Here is a 26170-nt window from a genome sequence, read left to right on the forward strand (position 1 = left end):
TTTTAGGAGGACACTGCAATGGCAATTTTTCAGAGAATAGGAGATCTTATAAAGGCTAATATCAACGATCTGCTTGACAGAGCCGAGGATCCGGAGAAAATGGTAAAGCAGATAATAGCCGATATGGAGGAGGAGCTTGAAAAGAGCATAAACGCTTTGGGACAGGCTATGGCGTCGCAGAAGCAGATCAAGAAGAGTCTTGATAAGGCTTCCGCTGAGTCGGCTTCGTGGGAATCCAAGGCTAAGGCGGCGCTTCAGGCGGGAAATCAGGAGCTTGCCAAGCAGGCGCTTTCCAAAAAGGTGCTTGCAGATAAGCAGATAATGCAGTATACCGAAATGAATAATCAGGCTGAAACTCAGGTCAATACTATAAAGACTCAGGTAGAAGCGCTTAAATCAAAGCTTGAAGAGGCGAGAAGCCGTCAGTCTATGCTTATTGCCCGTTCAAAAATGGCTGACGCTCAGAGCAATATAGCTAAATCCATGGGCAATGTTGATTCATCAAGCGCATTCGGAAAGCTTGATAAGATGGAGCAGAAGATATCCGAAAAGGAAGCAAATGCTGAAGCGTTCAGCGAGCTTGCCGGAACCTCGGCTGCCGACGATCAGTTTGATAAACTTGAAACCAACGCCGCTGTAGACGCTGAGCTTGCAAGGCTTATGGCTGAAATGGGTCAGCAGTAAGAGTAATAGGATCATGATACATAAATTATAAGATGTAAGAGGACGTCATTTATGGCGTCCCTTGTGCTGTTTTAAACGGCGTATATAGTGTGAAAATAAAAAGGAGCTGGCAAAATTGCTGTCAATTGTAATTCCGAGCTATAACGAAGAGGGAAACGTGGAAAATACCGCCCGCGTCGTTTCCGGGATATTAGAAAAAAACGGGATAGAGTTCGAGCTTATCTTTGTTAACGACGGCTCGAGTGATAAGACCTGGGATAAAATATCCGCTATGGCAAAAAGCAGAGAGAATATAGTCGCCGTTAATTTTAGCAGGAATTTCGGTAAGGAAAGCGCTATATTTGCAGGTCTGGAGGTAGCCTCCGGCGACGCCTGCGTGCTTATGGACTGCGATCTTCAGCACCCTCCCGAGGTTATAGCAGATATGTACAGGATCTGGAAAAATAACGACGTTGATATAGTTGAGGGCAGAAAAAAGAGCCGCGGAAAAGAAAATCCTATATATAAGGGAATGAGCCTGTTTTTCTATAAAATAATCAATAGATCGTCCGGCCTTGATATGGAAGCGGCGTCTGATTTCAAACTGCTGGACAGAAAGGTAGTTGACGCTCTGAACAGAATGCCTGAGCGTCTGACGTTTTTCAGGGCCATGTCCAGCTGGGTGGGCTTCAAGACCGAAAAGGTCTATTTTGAGGTCGCTGAGAGGGCGGAGGGAGAGTCGAAGTGGTCGGCAAAATCGCTTATAAAGTATGCGGTAAATAATATAACCTCCTTTACCTCCGCTCCGCTGCAAATAGTTACGGTATGCGGAATAATTACGTTTATTATTTCAGTAATACTCGGGGTAAATACTCTGTACAATAAAATATGGGGAAACTCCGCAGCGGGATTTTCTACTGTTATAATCCTTCAGCTGCTTACCTCCAGCATAATAATGTTCAGTCTGGGAGTTATCGGCTTCTATCTGTCAAAAATATACGAGGAAATAAAAAGCAGACCCAGGTATATAATAAGGGATATAGTAAAAAAGAACGATAGTAAATAAATTCTGAAAAGGAGCAAGTCTGTGAAGAGTCGGAATACTGAAGTGATCAGAAGTCTGCTGAAAAGCAAGGGAATATACCTTCTGGTTTTCGCTGTGCCTGCGCTGATAATGTATATTGCCTATGCTCTGTTCGGGGTTCATCCTTACGGCGATAATTCCGTTCTGGTGCTTGATCTCAACGGTCAGTACGTTTATTACTACGAGGCGTTCAGAGATGCGTTCTGGGGCGACGGAAGCCTTGTTTACGATTGGTCAAGGAATCTTTCGGGAGAAATGTTCGGTATATTTGCGTATTATCTCGCAAGTCCGTTCATGCTTATAATCTGTCTGCTGCCGAGAACGGCTATGTGCGGAGCTATCGAGCTTATGCAGCTCGCCAAAATAGGTGCGGCGGCGGTAACTTTTGCGTTCTTTCTGCGAAAAACCGGAAAGCCTAAAAATACTTCTCTGATAGTTTTCTCGCTGTGCTATGCGCTTATGGCTTATATGACGGTTCAGCTTATGGACCCTATGTGGCTTGACGGACTTATTTACCTTCCGCTTATCTGCTGGGGAGTTCACAGGCTAGTGGACGAAGGCAGGATGCTTCCGCTTATAATTCCTCTTGCGCTTATGTTTATCGCTCATTTTTATATCGGGTATATGGTGGGCTTTTTCACATTCTGCTACTTTGTATATTACTGTCTTTCACACGAGGGGAGTATACTCCCGAAGCATATTGTCAAGAGAATAGTACAGTTCGGAGCCTGCGCTGTAACGGCGGTAATGGCGGCGTGTGTAGTTCTTGTTCCTGTGTATAATTCGCTGAAGCTGGGAAAGCTTGAATTTTCCACACCGGATTTTTCTCTTGCGACTCAGTTTGATTTTCTTACGTTTATAACAAAGCTTTTCCCAATGAGCTATGATACGGTTTATCCCGAAGGACTGCCGATGATCTTCTGCGGCTCTGCGGTTCTGCTGCTCGTTCCGCTTTTCTTTATGAATTCAAAGCTAGGAATAAAGGAAAAGGTTTCAAAGGGTCTGCTTTTGCTGGTACTCTTTGTAAGTATGTATATCGTTCCTATAGATACGGCATGGCACGGTTTTCAGGTGCCTAACTGGCTGCCGTACAGATATTCGTTCGCATTTTCGTTTATACTGCTCTTAATGGCGTACAGAGCCTTTGAAAATCTTGACGGAATAACCGCAAAGGAAATAGGCGGAGTTTTCTTCGGGCTTATGGTTTTCCTGTTCTGGTGTGAGAGGGAAAATTATGCTCATTTTCAGATATTTGAGGGAAGAACGGAAAACGGCGAAACAAAGGGAGTTATTCAGGGTATCTGGTTTTCGATCATAGCTCTGTCGGTATATTTCGCTATGCTTTATCTTTATAGGAAATATAAGACCTCCAGGGCGGTAAGTGTGATCCTCTGTATGCTTGTAGGACTTGAAATGCTTGCGAATACAATGGATACGCTGCATAAGATAGACGTTGACGTTGCCTACAGCAAGTATACCTCCTACGAGCCGTATATGAGCGATACAAGGGATGCTGTAAAGCATATCAGGACCTTTGACGGTTCGCCGTTTTACCGTATGGAGGCGGCGTTCCACAGAACTGTAAACGACCCTATTGGAACGGGCTATTACGGAATTTCACATTCCAGTTCTACGATGAATTCGCCTGCGCTTAAAATGCTGCAGAAGCTTGGTTACGCTTACGGCGGTCATTATACCAAATACGACGGATCTACCTATCTTACAGACGCGCTTTTCGGAATACGCTATCTTATGGATAAGGAGGATTACGACGGCGGCTCGGATTATTCGGATCAGAGGACAAAGGTTCCGGAGGACTATAAGCTTGCCACTCATATTGAGGAGCAGGAGGCTAAATACAAATTCTATAAGAATCCCTATGCGCTGGGACTTGGAGTCGTTTCATCTTCAAAAATCAGCGATGTTCAGCTTATAGAAAGCGATCCGTTTGAAAATCAGAACAACGTATTCAATGCGCTTCTTTCGCAGACCTCAGATACAAAGTTCTTTACAAGGCTTATGCCTCATAATTCGGAAACCGAAAATATGCTTACGTCAAGCCTTGCGGACGGACATACCAAGTATTATCCTGCCGATCAGAGTATAGCGGAGTGTCATATAGACTATGTAGTCAGAATGGACAAGGATTCAAACCTCTATATGTACCTGCCGACCAAGTACGAAAGAAACTGCAATATCTGGATACAGAAAGAGGAGGACTATCTTAAAGGTACCTCTGCAATGGAATACGCCGGACAGTTCTTTGTGGGCGATAACTATTCGATACTCAATCTTGGAAAGTTTTACCGCGACGAAGATATCCGTATCCGTATTACTGTTGCAAATGACGATAATGAGGCCTTCTGGTCGGACGCTCTGTTCTATTCCTTTGATATGGAAGCGTTTCAGGCCGCAGATACACAGCTTCAGAAAAAGGTATGGAACGTAACGAAGCATGAGGATACCTATGTTGAAGGCAGCTGTACAGCCGAAAACGACGGAGAGGTGCTGTTTACGACCGTACCTGACGAAAACGGCTGGATAGTAAAGGTAAACGGAAAAGAGGTAAAAACCGAGAAATCGCTTGATTCGCTTATTACGATACCTCTTGAAAAGGGCGAAAACGTTATAACTATGGAGTTCTCCCCTAACTATTTTACCGCCGCAGTAATAATATCCGTCTGCGGACTGCTGATAATAGTTCTCATATTCTTATTTGAATACAAGAACGGCAGACTTGTCAAAAGGTTCTTTGAAAAGCCGCAGTCAGGTACTGAGGCTGAAGCCGTACAGACAGACTCGGGAACGGCAAAGCCGCTGACAGGAGACAGCAAAACCGACAAAACCTCTTAAAAAGTTAGGTTTTACGCTGTTGACAAGCCTGCGGTAAATTGCTATGATTTAATCAGGCTTCGGCTTAGGAAAGGGAAGTGTTTTTATGACGGCTGTTAAGAATCACAGGAAAAAGCTGTGCGACGCAGGTACGGCGTCGTGTCTGTTTGCATTTATAGCGCTGCTTGCGTCTGGAGGAGGAACGGCTCTGGAATTTATCGGCAGGGAGATATACCGAAGGGAATTCGGCGGAGCGCAGATGCTTTTTTCAAAGGAATGGGACGAGTATTTTACCACCTATCGGGATTCGATCGTGCTTTTTGCCATATCGCTTACAGTGTTTTTTATCTGTCTTGCCAACCGCAGGAAAAAGAAGCTGGGCGCTGAGTTCGGCGCAGTCGTAACGGTTTTGTCTGCGGTAATGTCTGCCGCTCCGGCAATTTATATTTACAGGCTTATAAACGACACTGCTTTCAGGCTTGCTTCCGATAGTTCGGACGAAGCGAATTTTATGTATATAATGCAGGCGCTTCTGTTTGGACTTCCCCTTGCCGCGGGAATATTCCTGTTCCTCTGCGGGATAACTCTCTGGGGAAGAAATGCGACGGACGACTTTTCGGTCATGTGTCCATGCATGAAATATATGCCCGCTTCGGAAAACGTAAGCTTAGGTGATCCGGCAATCGAAAGAAAAGAAAAGCCGGAAGAAGTAACTCCCAGCTTTGAATTTAAGAACAGCAATTATATGGGTCCCGACGACAGCGCCGAGTCGGATCCTCTGGCGGTCATAAAGCAAGCCGCCAGGTGCCGAGGCTGCGGCGCAGAGCTTAAGGACGGAGCAAAATTCTGTCAGCGGTGCGGCGAAAAGATAATATAATACAATTCCGTAAGAGGACTTGTATGCTGGCAGCAAAAGGCTGGGCAGGCTTGGAGCGTAAAGGGAGATCCCTTGCTTTGTGGGCGTGCGGCAGCCTTTTTAAATTTCATATTCACAGTATATATTCCAGCTTACGTCCTCGGGGTTTATATCGTCGAGATATTCCGACGGTATCCTGACTGTCGTTTGCAGTTTTGCAACGCTGCTGTTTTTATCCTTGGGAATGTATTTTTTCAGATATATTTCAAGCTTATTATCGCCCTTAACAACATTCGATACGGAATAAACCACTGAATCCGAGCCTTCCATATCTGCACGAAGAAATATAACGTGGTCGTTGAAGCCGCCTTCATTATTATAAGCGATCATACTTTCTTTCATTTCACTGAGGTTAAGCTCGTCATCATAATTTTCATAGTATTTATCAAAATCTGAATACGAAGAGAAAGTACCTGTAAACGGAAACGATACATTTGCGCCGCTGTCTGCCCTAAAGACCTCATATTCAAAAGGAACGGCCCTGGAAGTCGTATTCTGCGACGGAAGCGAAAGTACAAGCATATCTCCGATATAGTAATCGGTCCCCTCGTCGGTAAGAAGAGCGGTTATCCTGCCGCAGGAATAAAGCGAACGGTCTTCGCAGAGAATATCTTCGTCCCGATACTTTCGTATTACTGAAAACATCATTTTACCTGAATCTGTATCTGAATAGTGATCGACATATGTAAAAGCGCCGTCGGAGTATAAAAGGACAGAAGCCGCTTTGCTTTTTTTTACATCTCGTAAAAAGCCGTTCCATAGCTCAGTATTTTCGGATTCTCCGTCCGAGCAGTAAACAATGCCCTTTTCCCTTGCGCTTTCAGCAGTTATCGCTTCGCCGTCCCAAAGCCCGTCAGTTAATGTCTGGGTCCTGCTTTCGCATACGCTTGTAACGGAGGAGGATCTTCCGTCCGAATCGCCTGTACCTGCGGCATTGCAGCCGGCAAGAGCGCAGACAGCGCCGATAATTAAAACTGTTCCTTTATGATTCCGCACTGTCACACCTCCAAACACAAGTCAAATAAATTATATCATATTATCCGTATGCTGTGAATATGTTTTTTAATCAAATTTTCTTACAGCTTTTTGGTTAATTTGTTGAATTAACCGCATAAAATACGGCTTTACAGTATATTTCTCTTTATACTCTCCGCTTCGGGCGTCATTTATTGTTGCAATTGCGTGAAAAAAGTGATACAATAAAAACAGCGAACAGAATTGCAGCTGAAAATATGCTTGAAACGGAGGAAGCCCTGAACGCTTAGGCTTACGGGCGGTGCTATGAAGGAATTTATGTCGGTAGTAACAATGAATCTGCTGGGCTTCGATATGATAATTTTTATTGTGGCGGTTTGCAACGCAGCCGTATATTATTTTACAAAAAAATCGGCTGACGAGCTGTACAGAAAAATGCATATTCCAGTATTTGTACCGGATCAGAGCGAATCGAAGGCCGAAGCGGAAAAGGAGCTTTCAAGGCTTAGGGAATCCGATGTAGTAAATATGAGAAACCGTACGGGAAAGCTTTATTCGGTTTTTGTAAACCTGACGGGAATATTCCCGCTGCTGGGAATTTTGGGAACGGTAGTTTCCCTGCTTTCTCTGGTTGAGGATATGGCGGACGTTCAGGGGAATTTCTACGGAGCGCTGACCTCTACCTTCTGGGGCTTGGTTTTTGCGATCGTATTTAAGCTGCTCGACGGAGTTGTAAGCGCAAAGATAGAGGACAACGAAAAAAACGTTCAGCTTTATCTGGAACGCAATTCAATAGCAGCTGGCGAGAAGAGGGCGGAAGCGTATGAATAGCTTCGGTAAGAACAAGGGGCTTATTATAGAGCTGACTTCACTGCTTGATGTAATTCTTATAATGCTTTTCTGGGTCATGATGAATTCCTCGGCAAAGGCGGAGCAGGCGCAGGAAAACGCAAGAACCGAAATAGAAAATGCAAACTCTCAGCTTGAACATATCAGGGAGGAAGCCGAGAGCGGCGAAGAGAAGCTAAAGTCGTATATTGAAGCCGCAGAGGGCTTTGAAAACGGCGGTATGCTTTCCGTATATATAAAAAGCAGCGGCGCTTCGGACGAGCTGTCTTTTGTAATGAACGGAGAAGAGATTAAATCAGCACAGCTGAACGGCGGCTCTTCGGATATCGAAGGGATAATAGGCTCGGTATTTGAGGAGGCTTCGCAGGGAGGAAAGAAAATTGTGCTTGCCGCCCTTATCTACGACGGCAATACGGTACTTTACCGCAGTGTAGCGTTAGTAAGAAGCGCTTTGGAAAGTGTTTCCGAGGATTATGAAAACATATATCTGGCTTACATAAATACAAGCCTGTAGACTGAAAGGAGAGCAAATTATGCAGAATAACAGAGAGTATATCCACCCTGCCGAGGAGCTTCAGGAAAAGCATGAGAAAAAGCGTCTGAAGAAAAAGAAGAAAAAAAGATTTATTTTTATGCTTATAATCCTGCTGCTGCTTATTGCGGTTCTGCTGTTTATGAATTATCTCGGACTTGGTCTGGGAGGAGGAAAGGGAGAGGGCGGCGAAAGCTCAGGAAAAACGTCCTCTGCGGTTCAGGAGAATATAAGCGCCGACGAGTCCTCGGAGGCTGAAAAGACGGTAATACAGCTCAGAATATCGGGAAGTACCTATATTTACGGCGATAAGGTCTATACGCTTGAGGAATTTAAGGATTTTGCGGCGGTTATGGATAAGGATACGGCGGTTATAGAACTGTGCGACGATAATGCGGTAGCAAACGCTGTGGAGAAGATGCATTCTATGCTGGACGAGCTTGGGATCCCTTATACCGATACGGTCTATACCGACTTATCTTCAAAAGCAGAAGCCGAACAAGTGTCCGAAGCGGCAGAGCGGTAAAAAAACGCCGCCGTATACGGCTGAGGAAGAAAGGAATGATACATAATGCTTGGTATAGTGTGCGAAGGCGGAGGAAGCCGTACTGTTTATTCATGCGGCGTTTTGGACGTTTTGCTTGAGGAGGGGATTACCGCCGACTACTTTATAGGCGTTTCGGCAGGTATAGCGTTCGGAGTTTCATATTGCTCGGGTCAGATCGGAAGAAATCTTATTCTTGCGTCGGAATATATGAACCGTCCTGAATATTCGGGAATGAAACATATGTTCAGAAAAGGAAACCGAAGCTTTTACAATATGGATTACGTTTACGGAAAAGTCCCCAATGAGGAGCTTCCCTTTGATTTCAGTGCATTTAAAGCATATCCCGGGGAAATAATAGCCGTAGTGACCAATGTAAAAACAGGGAAGGCGGAATACCTGCCCTGCGACAGAGATGACAGAAGCTTTATGCATCTTCGTGCAAGCTGTGCGCTACCGCTGCTGTTTCCGGAGATCGAAATAAACGGCGAAAAATATCTTGACGGCGGAGTAGCCGATTCAATTCCGTATAAGCAGGCGTTGAAAGCGGGCTGTGATAAGCTTATTATAATACTTACCCGCCCAAGGGATTATATAAAGAAGGACGAGCCTGCTATGAGACTTGCGGAAAGATATTACAGAAAAAATCCCGAGTTCGTAGAAGCAATGAGGACGAGAGCGGCGAGATACAACGAATCAGTAAGTGAAATAAAGCAGCTTCAGAGCGAGGGAAAGGTGTGCGTATTTACTCCGAAAACTACCTTTGGCGTCGGCAGGACGGAGGGCGATCCCCAAAAGCTCAGAAGACTTTACGATCACGGATATGACCATGCGAAATGGGCGTCGGGTCAGCTTCGTAAATATCTTCTGAGCCGCTGAGGTTATTTTCCCGTGACCTTGAATATACTTATACTGCGGGCTGATAATATAATGCCGCAGATCATATGAAAGAGGGCGCAGAATAAAAATATGAGCAAACTGAAAACTGCGGGGGCTGTATGCGCTGCCGCCGCTCTTTCGGCATACTGTTTTGTACAGAACAGACAGCTTGTCACCGACGAATATACCGTAAGCTGCAAAAAGCTTCCTAAAAGCTTTGAGGGCGTAAAGCTGCTTCATCTTTCCGACCTGCATAAAAAAAGATACGGGGACGGCTTCAATAATCTTATCAATTCCTGCGGCTTCTGCGATCCGGACTATATTTTCTTTACGGGAGATCTGTTCAGCAGAACTGAAGAAAATCTAACGCCTAAGCTTGTTCTGATGCAGAGACTGATGAAAATAGCTCCGGTTTATTACGTTATGGGAAATCATGAGACCGAAGCGGTGGTAAAATCAGAGGCGCTTAATTATAAGCTTGGGTCAGAGGGAGTTCATGTGCTGAGAAATTCTTCGGAAAGAATCTGCCGTAACGGAGAGTATATCGATGTATACGGTCTGGAGCTTTCGGCGGACTATTACAGAAGTTTTTCGGGAACAGGCTACAGAGGACTTAAAAAGGCTGATAAAAGCCTTCTGACAAAGCTTCTCGGAGTTCCGGATACCGATAAATGCAGCATTCTTCTGGCGCACAATCCGTTTCCGTTTAAGGAATACGCCGAATGGGGCGCTGATATAGTATTTTCGGGTCATTGCCATGGGGGGATCGTCAGGCTTCCGCTTGCAGGCGGACTGCTTTCACCTGAAAGAAAGCTGTTTCCCGAATATACAAAGGGAGTATATAATAAATTCGGCTCAAGCATGGTGGTTTCAGCTGGACTTGGAAAATTCCGTCTGCAAAATCCGTCGCAGATAATAAGCGTAACCTTGACAGGAAAATAAGCGTAAGGAGAGTTTTCAGTGTTTGAAAAGGAAATATCGGATTATTTTGATAAGAATATAGATGATGTATTAAGCTCAATGAATGAGATAATGTCCATAGACAGCAGCTTTTCCGAACCGCGTCCGGGTATGCCGTTCGGAGAGGGGTCGGCAAAGGCTCTGGAATGGGGATCACAGTTTGGCAAAAGACTTGGAATGACAGTAAAGAACTTCGGTAATTACGCCGTTTCAATGGATTTCGGACAGGGAGAGCCTGTGCTTGGAATACTGAGTCATCTTGACGTCGTTCCTGCGGGAGAAGGCTGGAGCTTTCCTCCTTTCGCCTGTACCGTTAAGGACGGTGTCGCTTACGGCAGGGGCGCAATAGACGATAAAGGCCCCAGTGTTGCGGTTTTGTATGCTGTAAAGTGCATAAAGGAGCTGGGAATACCTATAAAAAAGAGCTTCCGTATTATTTTCGGAGGAAACGAGGAAGGAGGCTGTCAGGATATTGAATACTATCAGACAAAGGAGCCTTTTCCGCCTATGGTTTTTACTCCCGACGGTTCTTTTCCCGTACTTAACTGTGAAAAGGGAATGCTTCATCTTACATTCAGCGGAAAGGGAATCCTTGACTGCGGTAAGATCAAAATCACCGTTATAGACGGAGGTACGGTCATAAACGCTGTTCCGGGGAAAACCGTATGTACTGCGGAGTACGGAAAGGACAGTATTCCCCAAGAGATCGGCGGCTGTACTGTACAGAAAACGGAAAACGGCTTTGAGATAACAGGGCAGTCTGCTCACGGCTCGCGTCCTGAACTTGGCAGGAATACCGTTACGGCGCTGCTTGAGTTTCTTGCCTGCGGCGGCTGTGAAGCTGCAAAAAGGCTTACGGCGCTTTTTCCTCACGGAGAAACAAACGGAAGCTCGGCGGGACTGGGCTTTTGCGACGGTATTTCGGGAGAAATGACCTGTGCTCTCACTCAGCTTAAATATGAAAACGGAACGATAAGCGGAGGTATAGATATTCGTTTTCCGATAGACCGTACCTATAGGGAAATAAAGGAGATTATCGGGAAAAGCCTTGAAAACGCCGGAATGAACGTTACATCCTGCGAGGGAATGGAGCCGCACTATGTTCCTGAGGACAGCGAGCTTGTTCAGGCGCTTCTGAAAACCTATGAAAAGGTAAAGGGCGAAAAGGGACGCTGTATTGCGGAGGGAGGAGTTACCTACGTTCACAATACAGAAGGCGGAGTTGCTTTCGGAGCGGAATTTCCCGAGGAAAACAACAATATGCACGGTCCTGACGAGCATATCAGTCTTGAAACGCTGAAATATAATCTCAATATGTACGCCAACGCTATCGTTGAGATATGCGGCTGAGATCAGAAGTCTTCCGGCTGTTGCGGAGGGCTTTTTTTGCAGGAAAACAGCTCCAGCGATATAAAAAATAAAAATGTTCCATGTGGAACATAAGTTTGAACTCTAACAGGGCGGATAAGATTTTGTAAACTAATAGGACCTCTGTTAATAAACAGCTTATAATTAATGAACACAGTGTTGCAGGAAGCATCGGAAACTTTTTTGCAATAAACGGAGAGGGCGTTTGTACTGAGCTTTTCAGACTGCCTGAAAACAGGGAAAACGTTTAAGTTTCATAAATTGAGATCAGTGAAAAAATTTATCCTAAAACTTTTTAAAACCCCCTTGTCAAGTATGTTAATGTATGCTAAAATGATATAGACGCAAGCAAAATTTGACGCGTAAGTCTGCTGGTACCTGCGGGGAAGAGTAGTCAAATATTATTATAAAGGAGCATAAAATATGCAGTACGGTTATTTTGACCTCAAAAACAAAGAGTATGTAATCACCAGACCCGATACGCCTGCACCATGGGCAAACTACCTCGGTTCGCCTGAGTACGGCGCTATCATTTCAAACAACGCGGGGGGCTACAGCTTCGTAAAGAGCGGAGCTAACGGCAGACACGTCCGTTACCGCTTCAACACAAATATTGCTGTTCCCGGAAGATATATCTATATCCGCGACAACGATACGGCTGATTACTGGTCGGCTTCCTGGCAGCCGGTAGGAAAGTCTCTTGACAAGTACAAGTCCGAATGTCACCACGGCACGGCTTATACTACAATGCTTGCCGATTATGCTGATATTCATTCCGAGGTAACGTATTACGTTCCTCTTAACAAGACCTATGAGGTATGGAGAACAAAGCTTACAAACAACGGCGATACCTACAGAAACCTTTCGCTTTTCGGCTTTGTTGAGTTTACAAACGAGAACAATTATGAGCAGGATCAGGTAAATCTTCAGTATACGCTGTTTATTACCAGAACAAGCTTCGAGGGCAACAAGATCGTTCAGCACATCAATGAAAACAGCGGCAAGGACGAGAACGGTTCAAACTGGAGGGAAAGATTCTTCGGAGTTGCGGGCGCTGATGTTTCCGCATATAACGGAAATCTTGACAGCTTTATCGGGCCGTACAGAACCTACGGAAATCCTATCGCAGTTGAAAGAGGCTTCTGTGACAATAAGTGCAATTATAACTCAAACGCCTGCGGCGCTTTGCAGTCTGAGGTAATGGTTGCACCAGGAGAGACAGTTGAGGTTATTTACATACTCGGACAGAAGAACCCTGCGGCGGCTGATGAGATCATCAATTCCTACAACGAGCCTGGCAGGTGTGACGCCGAGATAAAAGAGCTTGTTGATTACTGGCACGGAGAGCTGAACAACTTCCAGGTTGAAACACCTTCCGCCGAGTTCAATAATATGGTAAATGTATGGAACGCTTATCAGTGCTTTATTACGTTTATCTGGTCGAGAGCCGCTTCGTTTATTTACTGCGGACTGAGAAACGGCTACGGCTACAGAGATACCGTTCAGGATATTCAGGGTATTATACATATCAATCCTGAGCTTGCGGCTGATAAGATCAGGTTTATGATCTCCGCTCAGGTAGATAACGGAGGCGGTCTGCCGCTTGTTAAGTTCGACCACAACGCAGGCCATGAGAACTGCCCTGACGAAAACGATGAAAATTCTGTTTACGCCAAGGAGACCGGACATCCTTCCTACAGAGCTGACGATGCGCTCTGGCTGTTCCCGACTATAGTTAAGTATATCGGTGAAAGCGGAAACAAGGCGTTTCTTGACGAGGTTATCGTATACGCTAACGGCGGAGAGGACACAGTTTACGATCATCTGAAGAACGCTATAAGGTTCTCGATGGAAAGACTGGGTGCACACGCTATGCCTGCCGGACTTCACGCTGACTGGAACGACTGCCTGAGATTGGGCAAGAAGGGCGAGTCAACGTTTGTTGCGTTCCAGCTTTACTATGCAATGAGCGTAATAAAGGGCTACGCCGAGGAAAGGAAGGATACTGAATACGTTGAGTACATCAATAAGGTTCAGGCCGAGCTTGGCAGATCGCTTTCAGACTGCTGGGATGAGGACAGGTTTATCAGAGGTATCCGTGAGGACGGAGAGGTCGTAGGCGCAAAGAGCGACCCTGAGGCTTCAATGTGGCTCAATCCTCAGTCATGGTCTGTTATTTCCGGCTTTGCTTCAGAGGAGCAGGCTGACAAGGCAATGAACAGCGTTCATGATATACTTAATACGCCTTACGGTGTTAAGATAATGGATCCGCCTTATGTCGATCACTACTTTGACGGCGCGCTTATGCATATCTTCAATCCGGATACAAAGGAAAACGGCGGTATATTCTCTCAGACCCAGGGCTGGGCGATCCTTGCGGAATCCCTGCTGGGACACGGCGACAGGGCGTTTGAATACTTCCTTGAGTCGGCGCCTGCAAGCATGAACGACAAGGCTGAGATAAGAATTCTCGAGCCGTACGTTCACGGTCAGTTTACAGAATCGAAGCGTTCGCCGTTTGAGGGACGTTCACACGTTCACTGGCTCACCGGAACAGGCTCAACGGTAATGGTAGGCTGTGTAGAGGGTATTTGCGGTATGCGTCCGAACGCAGAGGGTCTTGTTATCAGTCCGTCTATTCCTCACGATTGGGACGGCTTTAAGATCGAGAAGAACTTCCGCGGAAAGCATCTTTCCATTGATATTCAGAATCCGGATCACGTTCAGAGCGGCGTTAAGTCGATCACAGTAAACGGCGAAGCAGTCGAGGGCAATTTTGTATGCGAGTGCAAGATGACAGAAAAGACTGAGATCGTGGTTGTTTTGGGATAAGTTTGAAGTTATAAATGATATGAAAAGGAGCGGTTCTGAAGAATCGCTCCTTTTGTGTTTTTAAAAAAGATACTTGAGATAATAATTCGCAAAGTTCTATAAGGCTTCTATAGATTATCTTGCCGGATTTTCCGGACGGAAGTAAACTCTCAGAACTGCGCTGCTATGATAATTAGTTTTTACAGCAGACGGGTCAGTAAAAAAATAAAACTGACTTCTATTGTTAAATGAAGTCAGTCTATAAATGTACTACCGGCAATAAAGTTTGTAAAGGCTCAAGCGGTTTAATCGGAGCTTTTGAATATACTGAGAACTATTTTGATAAAGTTGCGGTGTTCACGTTCTTTAGTTACGCTTATCTCAGCGTGAACTTCGCGGCTTTCGCCGGGTTTTTCAACTTTATCTTTATAAATATAATTTAAAGAATACATAGTTCCTCCTTTCTAGTTGACTACTGTAATATTTTGTGCTATAATATTAAAGTAGTAACTGTTAGAATTGGTTTTAGTTGTTGTTCTATTGAATGTAAATCATTTTTGTTACATGCTTGCGTACGGTTTTTTTATGTATGTCAAAGTTTACTGCAACGGAAATCGTCATGTATATAATAACTTAAAATGTATATATCCGTCAATAGTAAATTGCAACAAAATTCAATGTAAAATACTGTGAGATTTACACAAAAATCTTTAAATTGATATTTTTGATAGTTACTATTATAAATATGTCGCATTTTTGCGTGGGTTGAAATGTGCGGATTGAAAAATGTAAGTCTATTTTTATTATGGCCTTTGAACAAGCTCCGGCAAACGATTTTGCCGGAGCTTGTTCATATATTTAGTTTATATCCCAATATCATTTCTGTCACCGCCGTTTTACATTCCACTGTACAATTAAGATTAATAAATTTCTATCGTTACTAAATAAAAATCTTGCAAAATCCTCTCTGATGTTATATACTGAGAAAAAGGCAGGAGGTTTTGCTATGAATAAATTATATTTTATTACCGGAAGTCAGGATCTTTACGGCGAGGAAACTCTGGCAAAGGCAGCAGAGGACAGCCGTGAGATCGCAGAATTCCTTGACGAGAAGCTTGGATCTGACGCAGATGTAGTGTTCAAGCCTGTTGTAAGAGATCACGCTGAGGCTGAAAGAGTCTGCGCCGAAGCGTCGGACGACTGCGAATGTATCGGCGTTATTATGTGGATGCATACTTTTTCTCCAGCAAAAATGTGGATAAGGGCATTGCAGCGGCTCAGCAAGCCAATGCTTCATCTGCATACACAGTACAATGAAAAGCTTCCTTACAGTATGATAGACATGGATTTTATGAACCTGAACCAGTCTGCCCACGGCGACAGGGAGTTCGGCTTTATCTGTACAAGGCTCGGAATAAAGCGAGAGATCGCGGCCGGCTATTACCGTCATGATTCGGTCATAGAGAAAATACGCCGCTTTGCTCAGGCAGCAAAAGCAGTTGCGTTCGGAAAAACAATGAGAGTCGCAATGCTCGGAAACAATATGCGTGACGTTGCCGTTACCGACGGCGACAGGGTCGAAAGCGAGATAAAATACGGCTGGAACGTAAACTATTACGGTGTAGGGGATATTGCTGATATTATCTGCGATATTACGGAAAGTGAAATAGACCTTAAAATGTCCGAATATAAAAGCAGATATAAGATCTCTACCGATAATATTTCCGCTGTACGGGAGCAGGCGAAGTATCAGGCGGCGCTTGAAAAGTTTATTGAAAGAGAAAATATATCGGCGTTTACAGATACCTTTCAGGATCTGCACGGCTTAAATCAGCTGCCGGGACTTGCGGTTCAGGAGCTTATGGCTAAGGGCATAGGCTTCGGACCTGAGGGAGATTATAAAACCGGAGCTCTCTGTGCCGTACTCAGTAAAATGGCGGAGGGAAGAAACGGTGCAACAGGATTTATGGAGGATTATACCTACGATCTTACCGAGGGAAGAGAGCTTGAGCTTGCGGCTCATATGCTTGAGGTTTCACCGGTCTTTGCCGCAGAAAAACCTGAAATTCAGGTGCATCCTCTCGGTATTGGAGGAAAATCAGATCCTGCCCGTCTTGTGTTCGACGGAATAGAGGGTGAAGCAATAGCGGTTTCTATGGTAGATATGGGCGACCGCTTCAGATTGGTGTGCGCTGAAATAACGTTGGTAAAACAGCCTGAGCCTATGCCGAAGCTGCCTGTAGCCCGCCTTATGTGGAAGCTGAAGCCTGACTTTCCGACCGGTGCGGCGGCGTGGATATATGCAGGCGGCGCTCATCATGCGGTAGTTTCTACTGCGCTTACAGCAGAGGATATTCGTTTGTTTGCTAAAATGACCGATACAGAGCTTGTGGTAATAGATTCCGATACCAAACTAAGCAAATTTGAACAGCGGCTTGAAATGCTTGATATAACGGCAAGGCTGAAAAAAAACTGACTGGGGGATACAAATAAATGACGGTAAGGGAAAAGATCGAAGCAGGCAGGACATTTCTTGGTATCGAGCTTGGTTCTACAAGAATAAAGGCGGTTCTTACTGACGATTCCTACATTCCTATAGCATCGGGAAGCCATAGCTGGGAGAACCGCTTTGAGAACGGATACTGGACTTATTCACTTGACGATATACGCAGAGGACTTCAAAGCTGCTATGCTTCTCTTGCAGAGAACGTTTCGGAACAGTACGGTGCTGAACTGAAAACCTTCAGTGCAATGGGGGTTTCTGCTATGATGCACGGATATATGCCGTTTGATAAGGACGGCGGGCTGCTTGTTCCTTTCCGTACCTGGAGGAATACAACAACGGAAAAGGCAGCTGAAGAGCTGACCGAACTTTTCGGCTTTAATATCCCTCAGCGCTGGAGCATAGCACATTTCTATCAGGCGGTGCTTAACGGAGAGGAGCATTTGGGGAAGCTTTATAGGATCAATACGCTGGCGGGATATATTCATTTCCTGCTGACCGGAAGATTTGAGGTGGGAGCAGGAGAGGCGTCGGGAATATTCCCTCTTGACGGTATCGCCTATAACGGCAGGTTCATAGAGCTTATAAATAACAGCTTAAAGCGGAAGGGCTTTGATATTGACGTTAGGAATATCCTGCCGAAGGTTAGAAATGCAGGAGAAAAGGGCGCTTTTCTGACCGAAGCGGGAGCTCATTTCCTTGACCCCTTCGGAAGACTTGAAGCAGGTATTCCCGTATGTCCTCCGGAGGGCGACGCAGGTACGGGAATGACTGCGACAAACAGCGTTTCTCCAGGTACAGGAAATGTTTCGGCAGGCACATCTATATTTTCAATGCTGGTGCTTGACAAGCAGCTTAAAGGGGTATATCCCCAGATAGACTCAGTTACTACCCCCGACGGCCTGCCGGTGGCTATGGTTCACTGCAATAACTGCTGCTCTGAGCTGGACAGCTGGGTAAATATGTTTGCTGAATTCGCACGGCTTTGCTCGGCTGATATTGATATATCGAAGGTCTACAGCCTGCTTTATAACAATGCGCTTAAAGGAGAAAGCGGCTGTGGAGGGATAACGGTCTATAACTTTATTTCAGGCGAACCTGCGGCAGGACTTGAAAAGGGCTGTCCTATGTATATAAGAAGGCCCGAAGCAAGGCTTGACCTTGCCAACTTTTTTAAGGCTCAGCTTTATACTGCGGCGGCATCCTTAAAGCTTGGAATGGATATACTATATAACAGCGAGGGAGTCAAAGCAGAAAGGATCACAGGACACGGGGGACTTTTCAAGGTAGAGGGAGTTGCTCAGCAGTTTATTGCCGACGCTCTGAAAGCTCCGGTTTCGGTAATGAAAACTGCGGGCGAGGGCGGAGCGTGGGGAATGGCTCTGCTTTCCGCATTTATGAATTGCGGAGAGGGAAGAACTCTGGCGAAGTTTCTTGAGCAGGATGTTTTCGTGTCTATGGAGGAAAAGACTGTTTATCCTGATGTCGGAGGTTCGGAAAGCTTTGAAAAATACATGGCAGGCTTTAAAGCAGGACTTGAAGCCGAAAAAGCGGCGGCAGACGCCTTGATTTGAAAGGAGAGATAAAATGCTTGAAAAGCTGAAGCGGGAGGTACTGGAAGCAAATCTTATGCTTCCTCGGTATGATCTCGTTACTTTTACCTGGGGAAACGTTTCGGCAGTTGACAGGGAAAGCGGGATGATGGTCATAAAGCCCTCAGGAGTTGCGTATGACCGGCTTAAAGCGGAGGATATGACCGTAGTCAGCCTGTCCTCAGGAAAAGCCGTGGAGGGCGCGTACAGACCCTCCAGCGATACGCCTACTCATATTGCGCTGTACAGAGCCTTTGAGAGTCTGGGAGGTATCGTTCATACTCACAGCCGCTGGGCGACGTCGTTTGCTCAGGCAGGTATGGGAGTAATGCCTATGGGAACTACTCATGCAGATTATTTTTACGGAGAGGTACCATGTACAAGGGATATGACTGCTGAGGAAATAAAAGGTGAATATGAAAAAGAAACGGGAAATGTTATAATCGAAGCCTTCAGCGGGAAGGATCCCCTTGAGATCCCCGCAGTTCTGGTCAGAAATCACGGTCCTTTTGCATGGGGAAAAAGCGCTGCTGAAGCGGTACATAACGCCGTTGTGCTTGAGGAAGCGGCGTTTATGAATTTTCATGCCCTTTCCTTGAATCCTCAGGCAGGCGGCATAAGCCGAGAGCTGCTTGACAGGCATTATCTGCGTAAGAACGGTGAAAATGCCTATTACGGTCAGAAAAAGTAATTATATACGCTTGTCTGATCTAAGCTCATTCGGGTGCAGGGAAAGTATGCATTGTCTTTGTTAAGTATATATTTCCTCAGGAGCATTTAATAATATACATATATAATTTTAACTGTTTATTCATTAAAAATCCCGTCAAGCAATGAATTTTGATCCGCAGTTCTTACACAGAAAATATGTTCCACGTGGAACATTTTTAAGCTTATATACAAAAAAACAGCGTCCCTGAGGAATTTCTGACCGTTCCTTCGGGGCGCTGTATATTTTATTTTCTTTTAAAATCGAAACCGGTACGGCTTTTTATATCCTGCTTATTTTTAAACATTCTGCGGTCAGCTTCGGAAAGGATAGAGTCAACCGTATCGCTTGAAGAGGGTGTAACAGCATAATAGCCTGTGCTCAGATATATAGGGTAGGGAAGATTAGATTCGCTGTTAAAGCGTTCCAGACGCTTCTGCATTTTCTCTATATGACAGTTTATTTCTACGTCGCTGATACTGCCGATCATTATTTTTACAAATTCATCTCCGCCTATCCTGAAGTTTCTTTCATCGTAGCTGCCCGGAATTTCTGTATTTATTCTGAATATTTCAGCCGAGGTCTGAATAGCCTTGTCGCCTTCGGTATGACCGAATTTATCGTTTATATATTTAAGGCAGTTTATATCGCTCAGGATAAGCACGAATCTTGCTGACAGTCTGCCTGCCTTTTCCAGCATACCTACGGAATACAGATTGAAGCCGTTTCTGCTGTAAAGTCCGGTGCTGAGGTCCATTATCGTACTTTCCTCAAACTTGCGGTAGAGTATTCTCAGCCGAAGCTGACGCTTTAGCGATTCAAGGGCAATAGTGCAGTTTCTTATCCATTGGCTCAAATAACAGCAGACGCTTTTTTCAGGATCGTTGTTTTCAATAACTGCATAGCCGAAGGTCGTACTGTTGAAATGAAGCGGAGCAAAATAATAAGAGCAGGGCTTTTCATGCGGCTCGAAAAGCTTGGGGTATAATATATTTCGGCTGAAAGAGCGGTCGAGATCTACAATATCTTTATCGGTCAGGTCCAGGCAGGGATATATCGTGTCGGAATAACCGAATTTGCATTCGTCTATATCTTCGCCCTTCTCCAACTTATGAAACGTATCGCAAAGGCATAAGCATATATTTGAGCAGCCTTTGATATAATAGCTGTAGAATTTTATCTTCCAAAGCATATCCCAAAGGTCAGCCGAGCCTATCAGCACTTCGTTCATGAAGTTAAAGCCGGAATGAAAATCGGAGGATTCGTCATATGCGCTGTAGGGTTTTTTCCAAAGACTTACCAGCTTTTTAGGAACGTTGGTCGGACAGCCGCAGGTATTGCTGAAAATAAGCTTTCCCTTGCTGCTTGCTTTTGGAAATTCCATATCCGCCCTCTGTACCGCAGCTCTTACTGCGCTGATACCCATTGAAACATTATTTATCGAAACTGAAGTAACGCAGTACGGCTCGTCCGAGGTGCTTCCGTTGGAGTCGTAGCCGGTTACAATTATATCACCCGGTACTGACAGCCCCCGCTTTTCAAAGGCACGGACAAGACTTATAGCCATAATATCGCTTATACACATTACTGCGTCGGGAAGAGATCTCTTCGACAGTATCTTCTCGGCGGTTTCTTCGCCCTTATTGTACCAGAAGTCTCCGTAATAAATATCCTCGCCGCTTATTTCTATATTTCTCTTTGAAAGAGCCTTTTTCAGGCTTTTAAGACGGGAGACCGAGTGGTCGTGCCCCTCAGGTCCAAGCATGACCGCAAATCTGCGGCAGCCGTGAACTGAGCACAGATGCTCGGCAAGCATTTCAAAATCCTCATCTGACTGCTCGTAAACGCAGAGCCTGCCGCTGTCGTGACAGTTTACATAAATTACAGGTCCTTCAAAGCCGGCTATTATGTTGTTTTCTATGTATTCCAGGGCGCCCTGTATCTGAATAAGATCCGGAACTACAATGATCGCGTCGAACAGCTCCGGATTCGGGAGCTTGAATATTTCTTTTTCGCCTATCTGAAATTCTGCGTTTCCGCCTTGTTTCAGAAATGTTGAAAAAAGCAGAACGTCGTAATCAAGCCTGAACGCTTCTGAATTTATCCCATGCATCAGTTCTATCTGGTAAGCGGATTCGGGCTGAGCCATAAAAACCGCTATACGTTTTCTGATTCTGCTCATAGCCGTACCTCCCCAAGTTTTGTTAAGTATATTATACCATATATATTTCCTATATTCAAGAATAATTATTAAAATAACATGAATATTGTTCTGCGAAAATGGCCTTTGAGCAAATACAATCAATAAATTATAAAAGATAACGGACAAACTCAGACCGATCTTCAAGCTTCAGCTATCTGTGCTGCAGTGTAATAGAAGAAACGTCTGTGTTTGTCCGTTTTGTCAGAATTTCAGCGTTTTCTGCTGTTATCTGTTATTCCTCTGATGAATCGTCCTTTTCTGACGATACAACGCTGTCCGAAGCGGAGGAGCTGTTGTCATTTTTATCCGAGGGCAGATATTTTTCGTAAATTGCGATATTATCCTCCGCAGATTTCCATTCGTCCTTGGACTTTACGGTTACGCATATGTATTTAACGCCGTCTTTTTCGGCTATGCTGACCAAGGAATAGCCCGATTCGTCAGTAAAGCCGGTTTTTCCTCCGAGAAGCTCTCCGCCGCCCTCGATATAGTAGCCGTTGAAGCGGCCCGCAACTATGCTGGTAAGCTTTATGCCGTCCTTATGCTGCTTTGTTTTTGAGGTTGTGTAATTTTCCGCCGTAAGTATTTTCATGCACTCTTCATTCTGCATTGCATATTCCATTATTACCGCTATATCACGGCAGGTGGAATAATGATCCTTGCTGTGCAGGCCGCTGGCGTTTTCAAAATGAGTTCCGGTAAGACCCAGTTCCTCCGCCTTGGCGTTCATCATATCAACAAACTTATCCTCCGAGCCTGCAATTGCGTTGGCAATACCCGACGTTCCGTCAGCTCCGCTTACAAGTATAGCCGAGTAAAGCAGGTCTTCATAGGTAACGCTTTCTCCTGCTTCAAAGCCTGCACGGGAAGCGTTTTCCTCAATAAGAGGGTCTATTATATCTGAGGTAAATTTATATTTCGCACTCAGATCGTCTATATTTTCTACGGCTACGATAAGCGTCATGACCTTTGTAAGAGATGCGGGGTATATCTTCTTGTCATAATTCTTTCCGGCAAGGATTGTATTGCTGTCGGCGTTTACAAGAATACCGTATTTTGTCGTAAGGTCTTTTATGGATATTTCCTTATAGCCTTCGGCTTCGGCGGGGTAAGTCATAAGCGGCTGCGGCTCGGGTTCCGGCTCAGGCTCGGGATCTGCCATAGAATCAGGCTTAGATACCTCCTGAGAGGATTCGTCCGCAACTGCCGGAAGAGCCTTGGCCTCGTCTATGGAGCCTCTTCCGCTTACTACCATTATTGCGGAGCCTATAGCTACGAACATGATTATTATCATTACTGCGACAACAGCGGCACCGCCGTGGTGATTTTTCTTGAATTTAAGCATATTGCATTTCTCCTATTAATTTTTACTTTCTGCGAAGAGCTGATATTCCTCTTCTTTTGCACTGTATTCGGGATCGCCGGATCTAACGGCGTTATAGCAGTACTGAAGTATATCCCGTCTTGTTACTATCCCTATAAAAACCTTTCTGTCATCAATAACGGGTACGAAGTTCTGGTTCATTGAAAGCAGGATAAGGTCTTCTATAGTGGAATAAATATAGACCGGATTGTTTTTGACACGCTTTGTTATCTGACTGACGCTGTAACGCTCAAGCTCCTTGATCCCTGAAAGATTTTTCTCAAGCATAAAGTATAGAAAATCTCCCTCGGCAAGGGTCTTGACATATTCGCCGTCCCTGTTTATTACCGGTATTGCTGTAAATCCGTGATTGCGCATTTTCTCGATTGCCTGTCTTACCGTTGCATCGTCGTAGATATAATCTATAACGGCTTTCGGTTTCAGCAGCTTTAAAATATTCATTTTTTATGTCTGTGCTTCCGATTGAAAGCTCTTCTCCTTTCGCGGTGATCCTGCGGCGCTGCTCCGCAAATAGCGGGAAATATCAAAAAGTACAGTTTAAAGTCTATTGCTGCATATGTCCTTTTCCGTAGGTATACACAAGCTTGAACAGCGTATCGTAGTCGATCGTCTTGAATTGATCGGTAGTAATATTCATCTTGTACATATCGTCGGTCGAGATACCGAAGCTTCCGCACAGACCCTGACAGAAGCCAAGCCGCTGATCCTCGCTCATTGAATCGAAATCAGCAAGATAGGAGGTAAAATCAGTATTGAATACGGATTCGTCGATATCGTTGTCAAGCCTTTTTATAGTTCTGGTTTCGACTATATCGTCCTGCCCCTCAACAGAGTAGGTAGTTGTATATTTTACCAGTGCCTTTGTTTCCTTGTCGAAATAAAAATCCAGCACGGTAATATAGGTATCGCCGGTATAGGTATATTCTTCTGTTACATATCCGCTTTCTCCCGAGTCCTCGTGAGTATTGGTCCTGTCAAGATTCAGGCTTATGATCTCTTCGATAACGTTGAGATCCGGCTTATTTTCGGTTTCACGGTACATTCCGCAGACATAGTCAAAATCGTAGGACTTGCCGTCGAGGGTAATTGCGCCGTGCTTTCCCATGCTTTCCTGCTGGAGCTGATAAACATCGTCGTTTCTGACTACTCTTGTAAGCTGAACCTCTCCGTCAAACGCAGTGCTTGTCAGAGTACATTCAAGGGTATAGCTGCCCTGAGAATAGATCTCAGCCGTGCTTTTAAGGTATTCTCCGATATGCGACACCTCTGCGGCGGAGCTTTCTCCGGAGTCTGCGGAACTCTCGGCGCTTTCGGTCTGAGAAGTACCGCTCTGCTGAGAGGAGGTCTGTTCGGAGGCTTCGGAGCTGCCGGTTTCAGAGCTTCCGCCCGAGTCTGAACAGCCGAATGCTGATATACATATACCCAGAACACATACGCAGGCAAGTATTCTTTTTATATTATTCATCTGATCTTCGTGCCTTTCCGATCCGCTGCCGGTATTGCCGGATATGCGGAAATTTATACACTTTAATTATACACCCATAAGCTGTCTGTGTCAAGCAGGGAAAAGCTGTATATTACAGATCTAAGCTTAGTTATTCTTCGGCAGGCTGTAACTTTTAAGGGGATAATTGCCTTATATTTAAATTCAGATTTTCTAGTTGCAAAACGTAATACGGTATGATATAATAATTAGAAAGAAACAGATTAAAGGCTTTAGCTCCGCTATCGGTCAGGTATTCAGGAGAACTGCGGAGAAGGCTTTTGTTTTTTGATAATGTGTATGAAAGGAAAATTGTGAATGGCGGCAAAAACAATGGCAAAGCCTCGTCCTAAGACGGCAGCCGGAGTAAAAAAGAAAAAGAAGAGAAAAAAGTCTTCAGCGCCTATATTTATTTCGGGCGGAATAGTTCTTGTTATTGCTCTCGGAACGGCCTGCGCTTATTTTATAGGACGTGCTGAATATGACGGTAAATTTCCTGTAAATACTTATATTAACGACGTTAACGTCAGCGGCAAAACGCTTTCTGAGGCGGAAAGGCTTTTTGAAAACAAGGAGCTTCCCGAAAAGCTTACTGTTATAAAGCATGACGGTTCGGAGGCAGGTATAAGCCTTGAAAGCTTCGGCTATACAAGCGATACCGACAGGCAGCTTGAAAAGATATACAGCGAGATAGACCACAGCCTGTGGTTCAAGGGACTTATAGGAAAAGTAAGCTACAGCTTTACCGAGAATATAACCTACGATAAGGATAAGCTGAAGGAGCTTTTAAGCGGAACGGACTGGGGAAGCGCAGAAAACAAGAACGCCGAGATAGAGCTTACCGACAGCGGATATATTATTCGGGACGCTGTTCAGGGCGATAAGATGAATTATGAGATACTTGAAAATTACATACTCAGCGCTGTTGACAGGAACGAGTTTACGGTCAAGGCAGAGGAATCGGGCTGCTATATTCCGCCCGAGATAACTGCTAAGGAGCTTAAGGACGAATGTGAAAGACTCAACCGGGTCTTTAATATGAAGATAACCTACGACTTTGACTATACTACCGAAACGCTGACGGGAAAAAAGCTTCTGGAGATAGCCGATATTGACGAGGACGGAAATATTACTGCGGACAGGGATAAGGCTATGGAATATGTAGAGTATCTTGCGAAGAAGTACGATACCTTCAATACCGAGCGGAAATTCCATGCTACTATTCAGGGAGATATTACTATTCCTACCAGCAGCGACGCTAAATACGGCTGGTGGATAGATCAGGAGAAGACCTGCGGCGCTCTGGTTGAAATGATAGAAAATGGTAAGAGCAAGGAGGGCGTTGATCCGATCTATTACGAAACGGGAGGGTACGTTTTTACGGGATCTGAATCTGCCCGTTCAAAGGACGACGATATAGGCGATACCTATATTGAAATAGACCTTACGAATCAGCAGTTCTGGTATTACGAAAAGGGAAAGCTCAAAAAGGAATGTTATATTGTATCGGGTCAGACTACTTCGGCGGCGAGAACTACGCTTCCGGGCGTATATAAGGTATGGAGCAAGGCTACCAATTACCGTATGAAGGATTCAAACGCCGACGGAGATGAATGGGACACGACCTGCGATTACTGGACGAGAGTTGCTATAGTAGGAATAGGACTTCACGATTCGCAGTGGAGATACTATTTCGGCGGCGATATTTATAAATACAACGGCTCTCACGGCTGTATCAATATGCCGCTAGAGTACGCTAAATTCGTACATGATAAGGTACCTATGGATACGCCGGTAGTTATGTATTATTAAAAAAGGATCCGCCGAAAATTACCGGCGGATTTTTGTTTACAAAAAATTAACAAGAAAATTTTGCACTTTTT

Annotated in this window: 21 protein-coding genes; 15 read left to right on the top strand and 6 right to left on the bottom strand. The window is 44.9% G+C overall.

Annotated elements, in window-relative coordinates:
* The first annotated feature begins 18 nt into the window (after window positions 1-18).
* From ACYQ0H_RS02015 to ACYQ0H_RS02030, 4 genes are all read left to right on the top strand, one after another.
* Window positions 19-684, top strand: a complete 666-nt coding sequence (locus ACYQ0H_RS02015) for a PspA/IM30 family protein (RefSeq protein ID WP_459811157.1) — start codon at window positions 19-21, stop codon at window positions 682-684.
* Between the two features lie 115 nt (window positions 685-799).
* The gene (locus ACYQ0H_RS02020) at window positions 800-1729 is read left to right on the top strand and encodes a glycosyltransferase family 2 protein (RefSeq protein WP_459811158.1); all 930 of its coding nucleotides are present in this window, start codon (window positions 800-802) and stop codon (window positions 1727-1729) included.
* Between the two features lie 21 nt (window positions 1730-1750).
* The gene (locus ACYQ0H_RS02025; protein ID WP_459811159.1) at window positions 1751-4600 is read left to right on the top strand and encodes a YfhO family protein; all 2850 of its coding nucleotides are present in this window, start codon (window positions 1751-1753) and stop codon (window positions 4598-4600) included.
* A gap of 85 nt (window positions 4601-4685) precedes the next feature.
* A complete protein-coding gene (locus ACYQ0H_RS02030; protein ID WP_459811160.1) occupies window positions 4686-5456 on the top strand; it encodes a zinc ribbon domain-containing protein in 771 nt (256 codons plus the stop codon).
* Between the two features lie 99 nt (window positions 5457-5555).
* Here ACYQ0H_RS02030 and ACYQ0H_RS02035 read toward each other — a convergent pair whose 3' ends face one another.
* Complete coding sequence (locus ACYQ0H_RS02035; protein WP_459811161.1) at window positions 5556-6491, bottom strand: hypothetical protein; 936 nt, start codon at window positions 6489-6491, stop codon at window positions 5556-5558.
* Between the two features lie 285 nt (window positions 6492-6776).
* On the opposite strand from ACYQ0H_RS02035, the gene ACYQ0H_RS02040 reads away from it, so the two are divergent.
* From ACYQ0H_RS02040 to ACYQ0H_RS02070, 7 genes are all read left to right on the top strand, one after another.
* Window positions 6777-7301, top strand: a complete 525-nt coding sequence (locus ACYQ0H_RS02040; RefSeq protein ID WP_459811162.1) for a MotA/TolQ/ExbB proton channel family protein — start codon at window positions 6777-6779, stop codon at window positions 7299-7301.
* Window positions 7294-7833, top strand: a complete 540-nt coding sequence (locus ACYQ0H_RS02045; protein WP_459811163.1) for a hypothetical protein — start codon at window positions 7294-7296, stop codon at window positions 7831-7833. Before ACYQ0H_RS02040 ends, ACYQ0H_RS02045 begins: the two co-directional genes overlap by 8 nt.
* Window positions 7834-7852: 19 nt before the next feature.
* On the top strand, window positions 7853-8377 hold the full coding sequence (locus tag ACYQ0H_RS02050; RefSeq protein WP_459811164.1) for a hypothetical protein: 525 nt from the start codon (window positions 7853-7855) through the stop codon (window positions 8375-8377).
* A gap of 45 nt (window positions 8378-8422) precedes the next feature.
* Complete coding sequence (locus ACYQ0H_RS02055) at window positions 8423-9274, top strand: patatin-like phospholipase family protein (RefSeq protein ID WP_459811165.1); 852 nt, start codon at window positions 8423-8425, stop codon at window positions 9272-9274.
* Window positions 9275-9364: 90 nt separating this feature from the next.
* Window positions 9365-10216: a metallophosphoesterase gene (locus tag ACYQ0H_RS02060; protein WP_459811166.1), complete on the top strand. Its 852-nt coding sequence runs from the start codon at window positions 9365-9367 to the stop codon at window positions 10214-10216.
* 18 nt (window positions 10217-10234) lie between these two features.
* Window positions 10235-11584 (top strand): Sapep family Mn(2+)-dependent dipeptidase, encoded by a 1350-nt coding sequence (locus ACYQ0H_RS02065; RefSeq protein ID WP_459811167.1) that lies wholly within the window; start codon window positions 10235-10237, stop codon window positions 11582-11584.
* 441 nt (window positions 11585-12025) lie between these two features.
* On the top strand, window positions 12026-14434 hold the full coding sequence (locus tag ACYQ0H_RS02070) for a glycoside hydrolase family 94 protein (RefSeq protein ID WP_459811168.1): 2409 nt from the start codon (window positions 12026-12028) through the stop codon (window positions 14432-14434).
* Window positions 14435-14718: 284 nt separating this feature from the next.
* Here ACYQ0H_RS02070 and ACYQ0H_RS02075 read toward each other — a convergent pair whose 3' ends face one another.
* Entirely contained in the window at window positions 14719-14865 is a 147-nt protein-coding gene (locus ACYQ0H_RS02075; protein WP_459811169.1) for a hypothetical protein, read from the bottom strand.
* Between the two features lie 554 nt (window positions 14866-15419).
* On the opposite strand from ACYQ0H_RS02075, the gene araA reads away from it, so the two are divergent.
* Genes araA through ACYQ0H_RS02090 form a run of 3 tightly spaced genes read left to right on the top strand, consistent with a single transcriptional unit; the run spans window position 15420 to window position 19199 of the window.
* Window positions 15420-16889 carry an L-arabinose isomerase gene (araA, locus tag ACYQ0H_RS02080; RefSeq protein WP_459811170.1) on the top strand — a complete coding sequence of 490 codons (1470 nt, stop codon included), beginning with the start codon at window positions 15420-15422 and terminating at the stop codon, window positions 16887-16889.
* A gap of 17 nt (window positions 16890-16906) precedes the next feature.
* A complete protein-coding gene (locus ACYQ0H_RS02085; protein WP_459811171.1) occupies window positions 16907-18490 on the top strand; it encodes a xylulokinase in 1584 nt (527 codons plus the stop codon).
* 13 nt (window positions 18491-18503) lie between these two features.
* Window positions 18504-19199: an L-ribulose-5-phosphate 4-epimerase gene (locus ACYQ0H_RS02090; RefSeq protein WP_459811172.1), complete on the top strand. Its 696-nt coding sequence runs from the start codon at window positions 18504-18506 to the stop codon at window positions 19197-19199.
* Window positions 19200-19464: 265 nt separating this feature from the next.
* Here ACYQ0H_RS02090 and ACYQ0H_RS02095 read toward each other — a convergent pair whose 3' ends face one another.
* The 4 genes from ACYQ0H_RS02095 to ACYQ0H_RS02110 all read right to left on the bottom strand — a co-directional run bounded on the left by ACYQ0H_RS02095 (window position 19465) and on the right by ACYQ0H_RS02110 (window position 24269).
* Window positions 19465-21399 (bottom strand): substrate-binding and GGDEF domain-containing protein, encoded by a 1935-nt coding sequence (locus ACYQ0H_RS02095; RefSeq protein ID WP_459811173.1) that lies wholly within the window; start codon window positions 21397-21399, stop codon window positions 19465-19467.
* 253 nt (window positions 21400-21652) lie between these two features.
* On the bottom strand, window positions 21653-22765 hold the full coding sequence (locus tag ACYQ0H_RS02100) for a D-alanyl-D-alanine carboxypeptidase family protein (protein ID WP_459811174.1): 1113 nt from the start codon (window positions 22763-22765) through the stop codon (window positions 21653-21655).
* Between the two features lie 15 nt (window positions 22766-22780).
* On the bottom strand, window positions 22781-23245 hold the full coding sequence (locus ACYQ0H_RS02105) for a CBS domain-containing protein (RefSeq protein WP_459811175.1): 465 nt from the start codon (window positions 23243-23245) through the stop codon (window positions 22781-22783).
* Between the two features lie 103 nt (window positions 23246-23348).
* Window positions 23349-24269, bottom strand: coding sequence for a hypothetical protein (locus ACYQ0H_RS02110; protein ID WP_459811176.1), 921 nt, complete (start codon window positions 24267-24269; stop codon window positions 23349-23351).
* 336 nt (window positions 24270-24605) lie between these two features.
* Between ACYQ0H_RS02110 and ACYQ0H_RS02115 the strand changes: the two genes are divergently transcribed.
* Window positions 24606-26099 (top strand): L,D-transpeptidase family protein, encoded by a 1494-nt coding sequence (locus tag ACYQ0H_RS02115; RefSeq protein WP_459811177.1) that lies wholly within the window; start codon window positions 24606-24608, stop codon window positions 26097-26099.
* The last annotated feature ends 71 nt before the right edge of the window (window positions 26100-26170 follow it).

The organism is Hominimerdicola intestinalis (genome assembly GCF_054655215.1).

Excerpts from the sequence above, each read along its gene's own strand:
- ACYQ0H_RS02015 (WP_459811157.1), top strand. The coding sequence starts at position 19 with ATGGCAATTTTTCAGAGAATAGGAGATCTTATAAAGGCTAATATCAAC.
- ACYQ0H_RS02030 (WP_459811160.1), top strand. The coding sequence starts at position 4,686 with ATGACGGCTGTTAAGAATCACAGGAAAAAGCTGTGCGACGCAGGTACG.
- ACYQ0H_RS02040 (WP_459811162.1), top strand. The coding sequence starts at position 6,777 with ATGAAGGAATTTATGTCGGTAGTAACAATGAATCTGCTGGGCTTCGAT.
- ACYQ0H_RS02045 (WP_459811163.1), top strand. The coding sequence starts at position 7,294 with ATGAATAGCTTCGGTAAGAACAAGGGGCTTATTATAGAGCTGACTTCA.
- ACYQ0H_RS02050 (WP_459811164.1), top strand. The coding sequence starts at position 7,853 with ATGCAGAATAACAGAGAGTATATCCACCCTGCCGAGGAGCTTCAGGAA.
- ACYQ0H_RS02055 (WP_459811165.1), top strand. The coding sequence starts at position 8,423 with ATGCTTGGTATAGTGTGCGAAGGCGGAGGAAGCCGTACTGTTTATTCA.
- ACYQ0H_RS02060 (WP_459811166.1), top strand. The coding sequence starts at position 9,365 with ATGAGCAAACTGAAAACTGCGGGGGCTGTATGCGCTGCCGCCGCTCTT.
- ACYQ0H_RS02070 (WP_459811168.1), top strand. The coding sequence starts at position 12,026 with ATGCAGTACGGTTATTTTGACCTCAAAAACAAAGAGTATGTAATCACC.
- ACYQ0H_RS02075 (WP_459811169.1), bottom strand. The coding sequence starts at position 14,865 with ATGTATTCTTTAAATTATATTTATAAAGATAAAGTTGAAAAACCCGGC.
- araA (WP_459811170.1), top strand. The coding sequence starts at position 15,420 with ATGAATAAATTATATTTTATTACCGGAAGTCAGGATCTTTACGGCGAG.
- ACYQ0H_RS02085 (WP_459811171.1), top strand. The coding sequence starts at position 16,907 with ATGACGGTAAGGGAAAAGATCGAAGCAGGCAGGACATTTCTTGGTATC.
- ACYQ0H_RS02090 (WP_459811172.1), top strand. The coding sequence starts at position 18,504 with ATGCTTGAAAAGCTGAAGCGGGAGGTACTGGAAGCAAATCTTATGCTT.
- ACYQ0H_RS02095 (WP_459811173.1), bottom strand. The coding sequence starts at position 21,399 with ATGAGCAGAATCAGAAAACGTATAGCGGTTTTTATGGCTCAGCCCGAA.
- ACYQ0H_RS02100 (WP_459811174.1), bottom strand. The coding sequence starts at position 22,765 with ATGCTTAAATTCAAGAAAAATCACCACGGCGGTGCCGCTGTTGTCGCA.
- ACYQ0H_RS02105 (WP_459811175.1), bottom strand. The coding sequence starts at position 23,245 with ATGAATATTTTAAAGCTGCTGAAACCGAAAGCCGTTATAGATTATATC.
- ACYQ0H_RS02110 (WP_459811176.1), bottom strand. The coding sequence starts at position 24,269 with ATGAATAATATAAAAAGAATACTTGCCTGCGTATGTGTTCTGGGTATA.
- ACYQ0H_RS02115 (WP_459811177.1), top strand. The coding sequence starts at position 24,606 with ATGGCGGCAAAAACAATGGCAAAGCCTCGTCCTAAGACGGCAGCCGGA.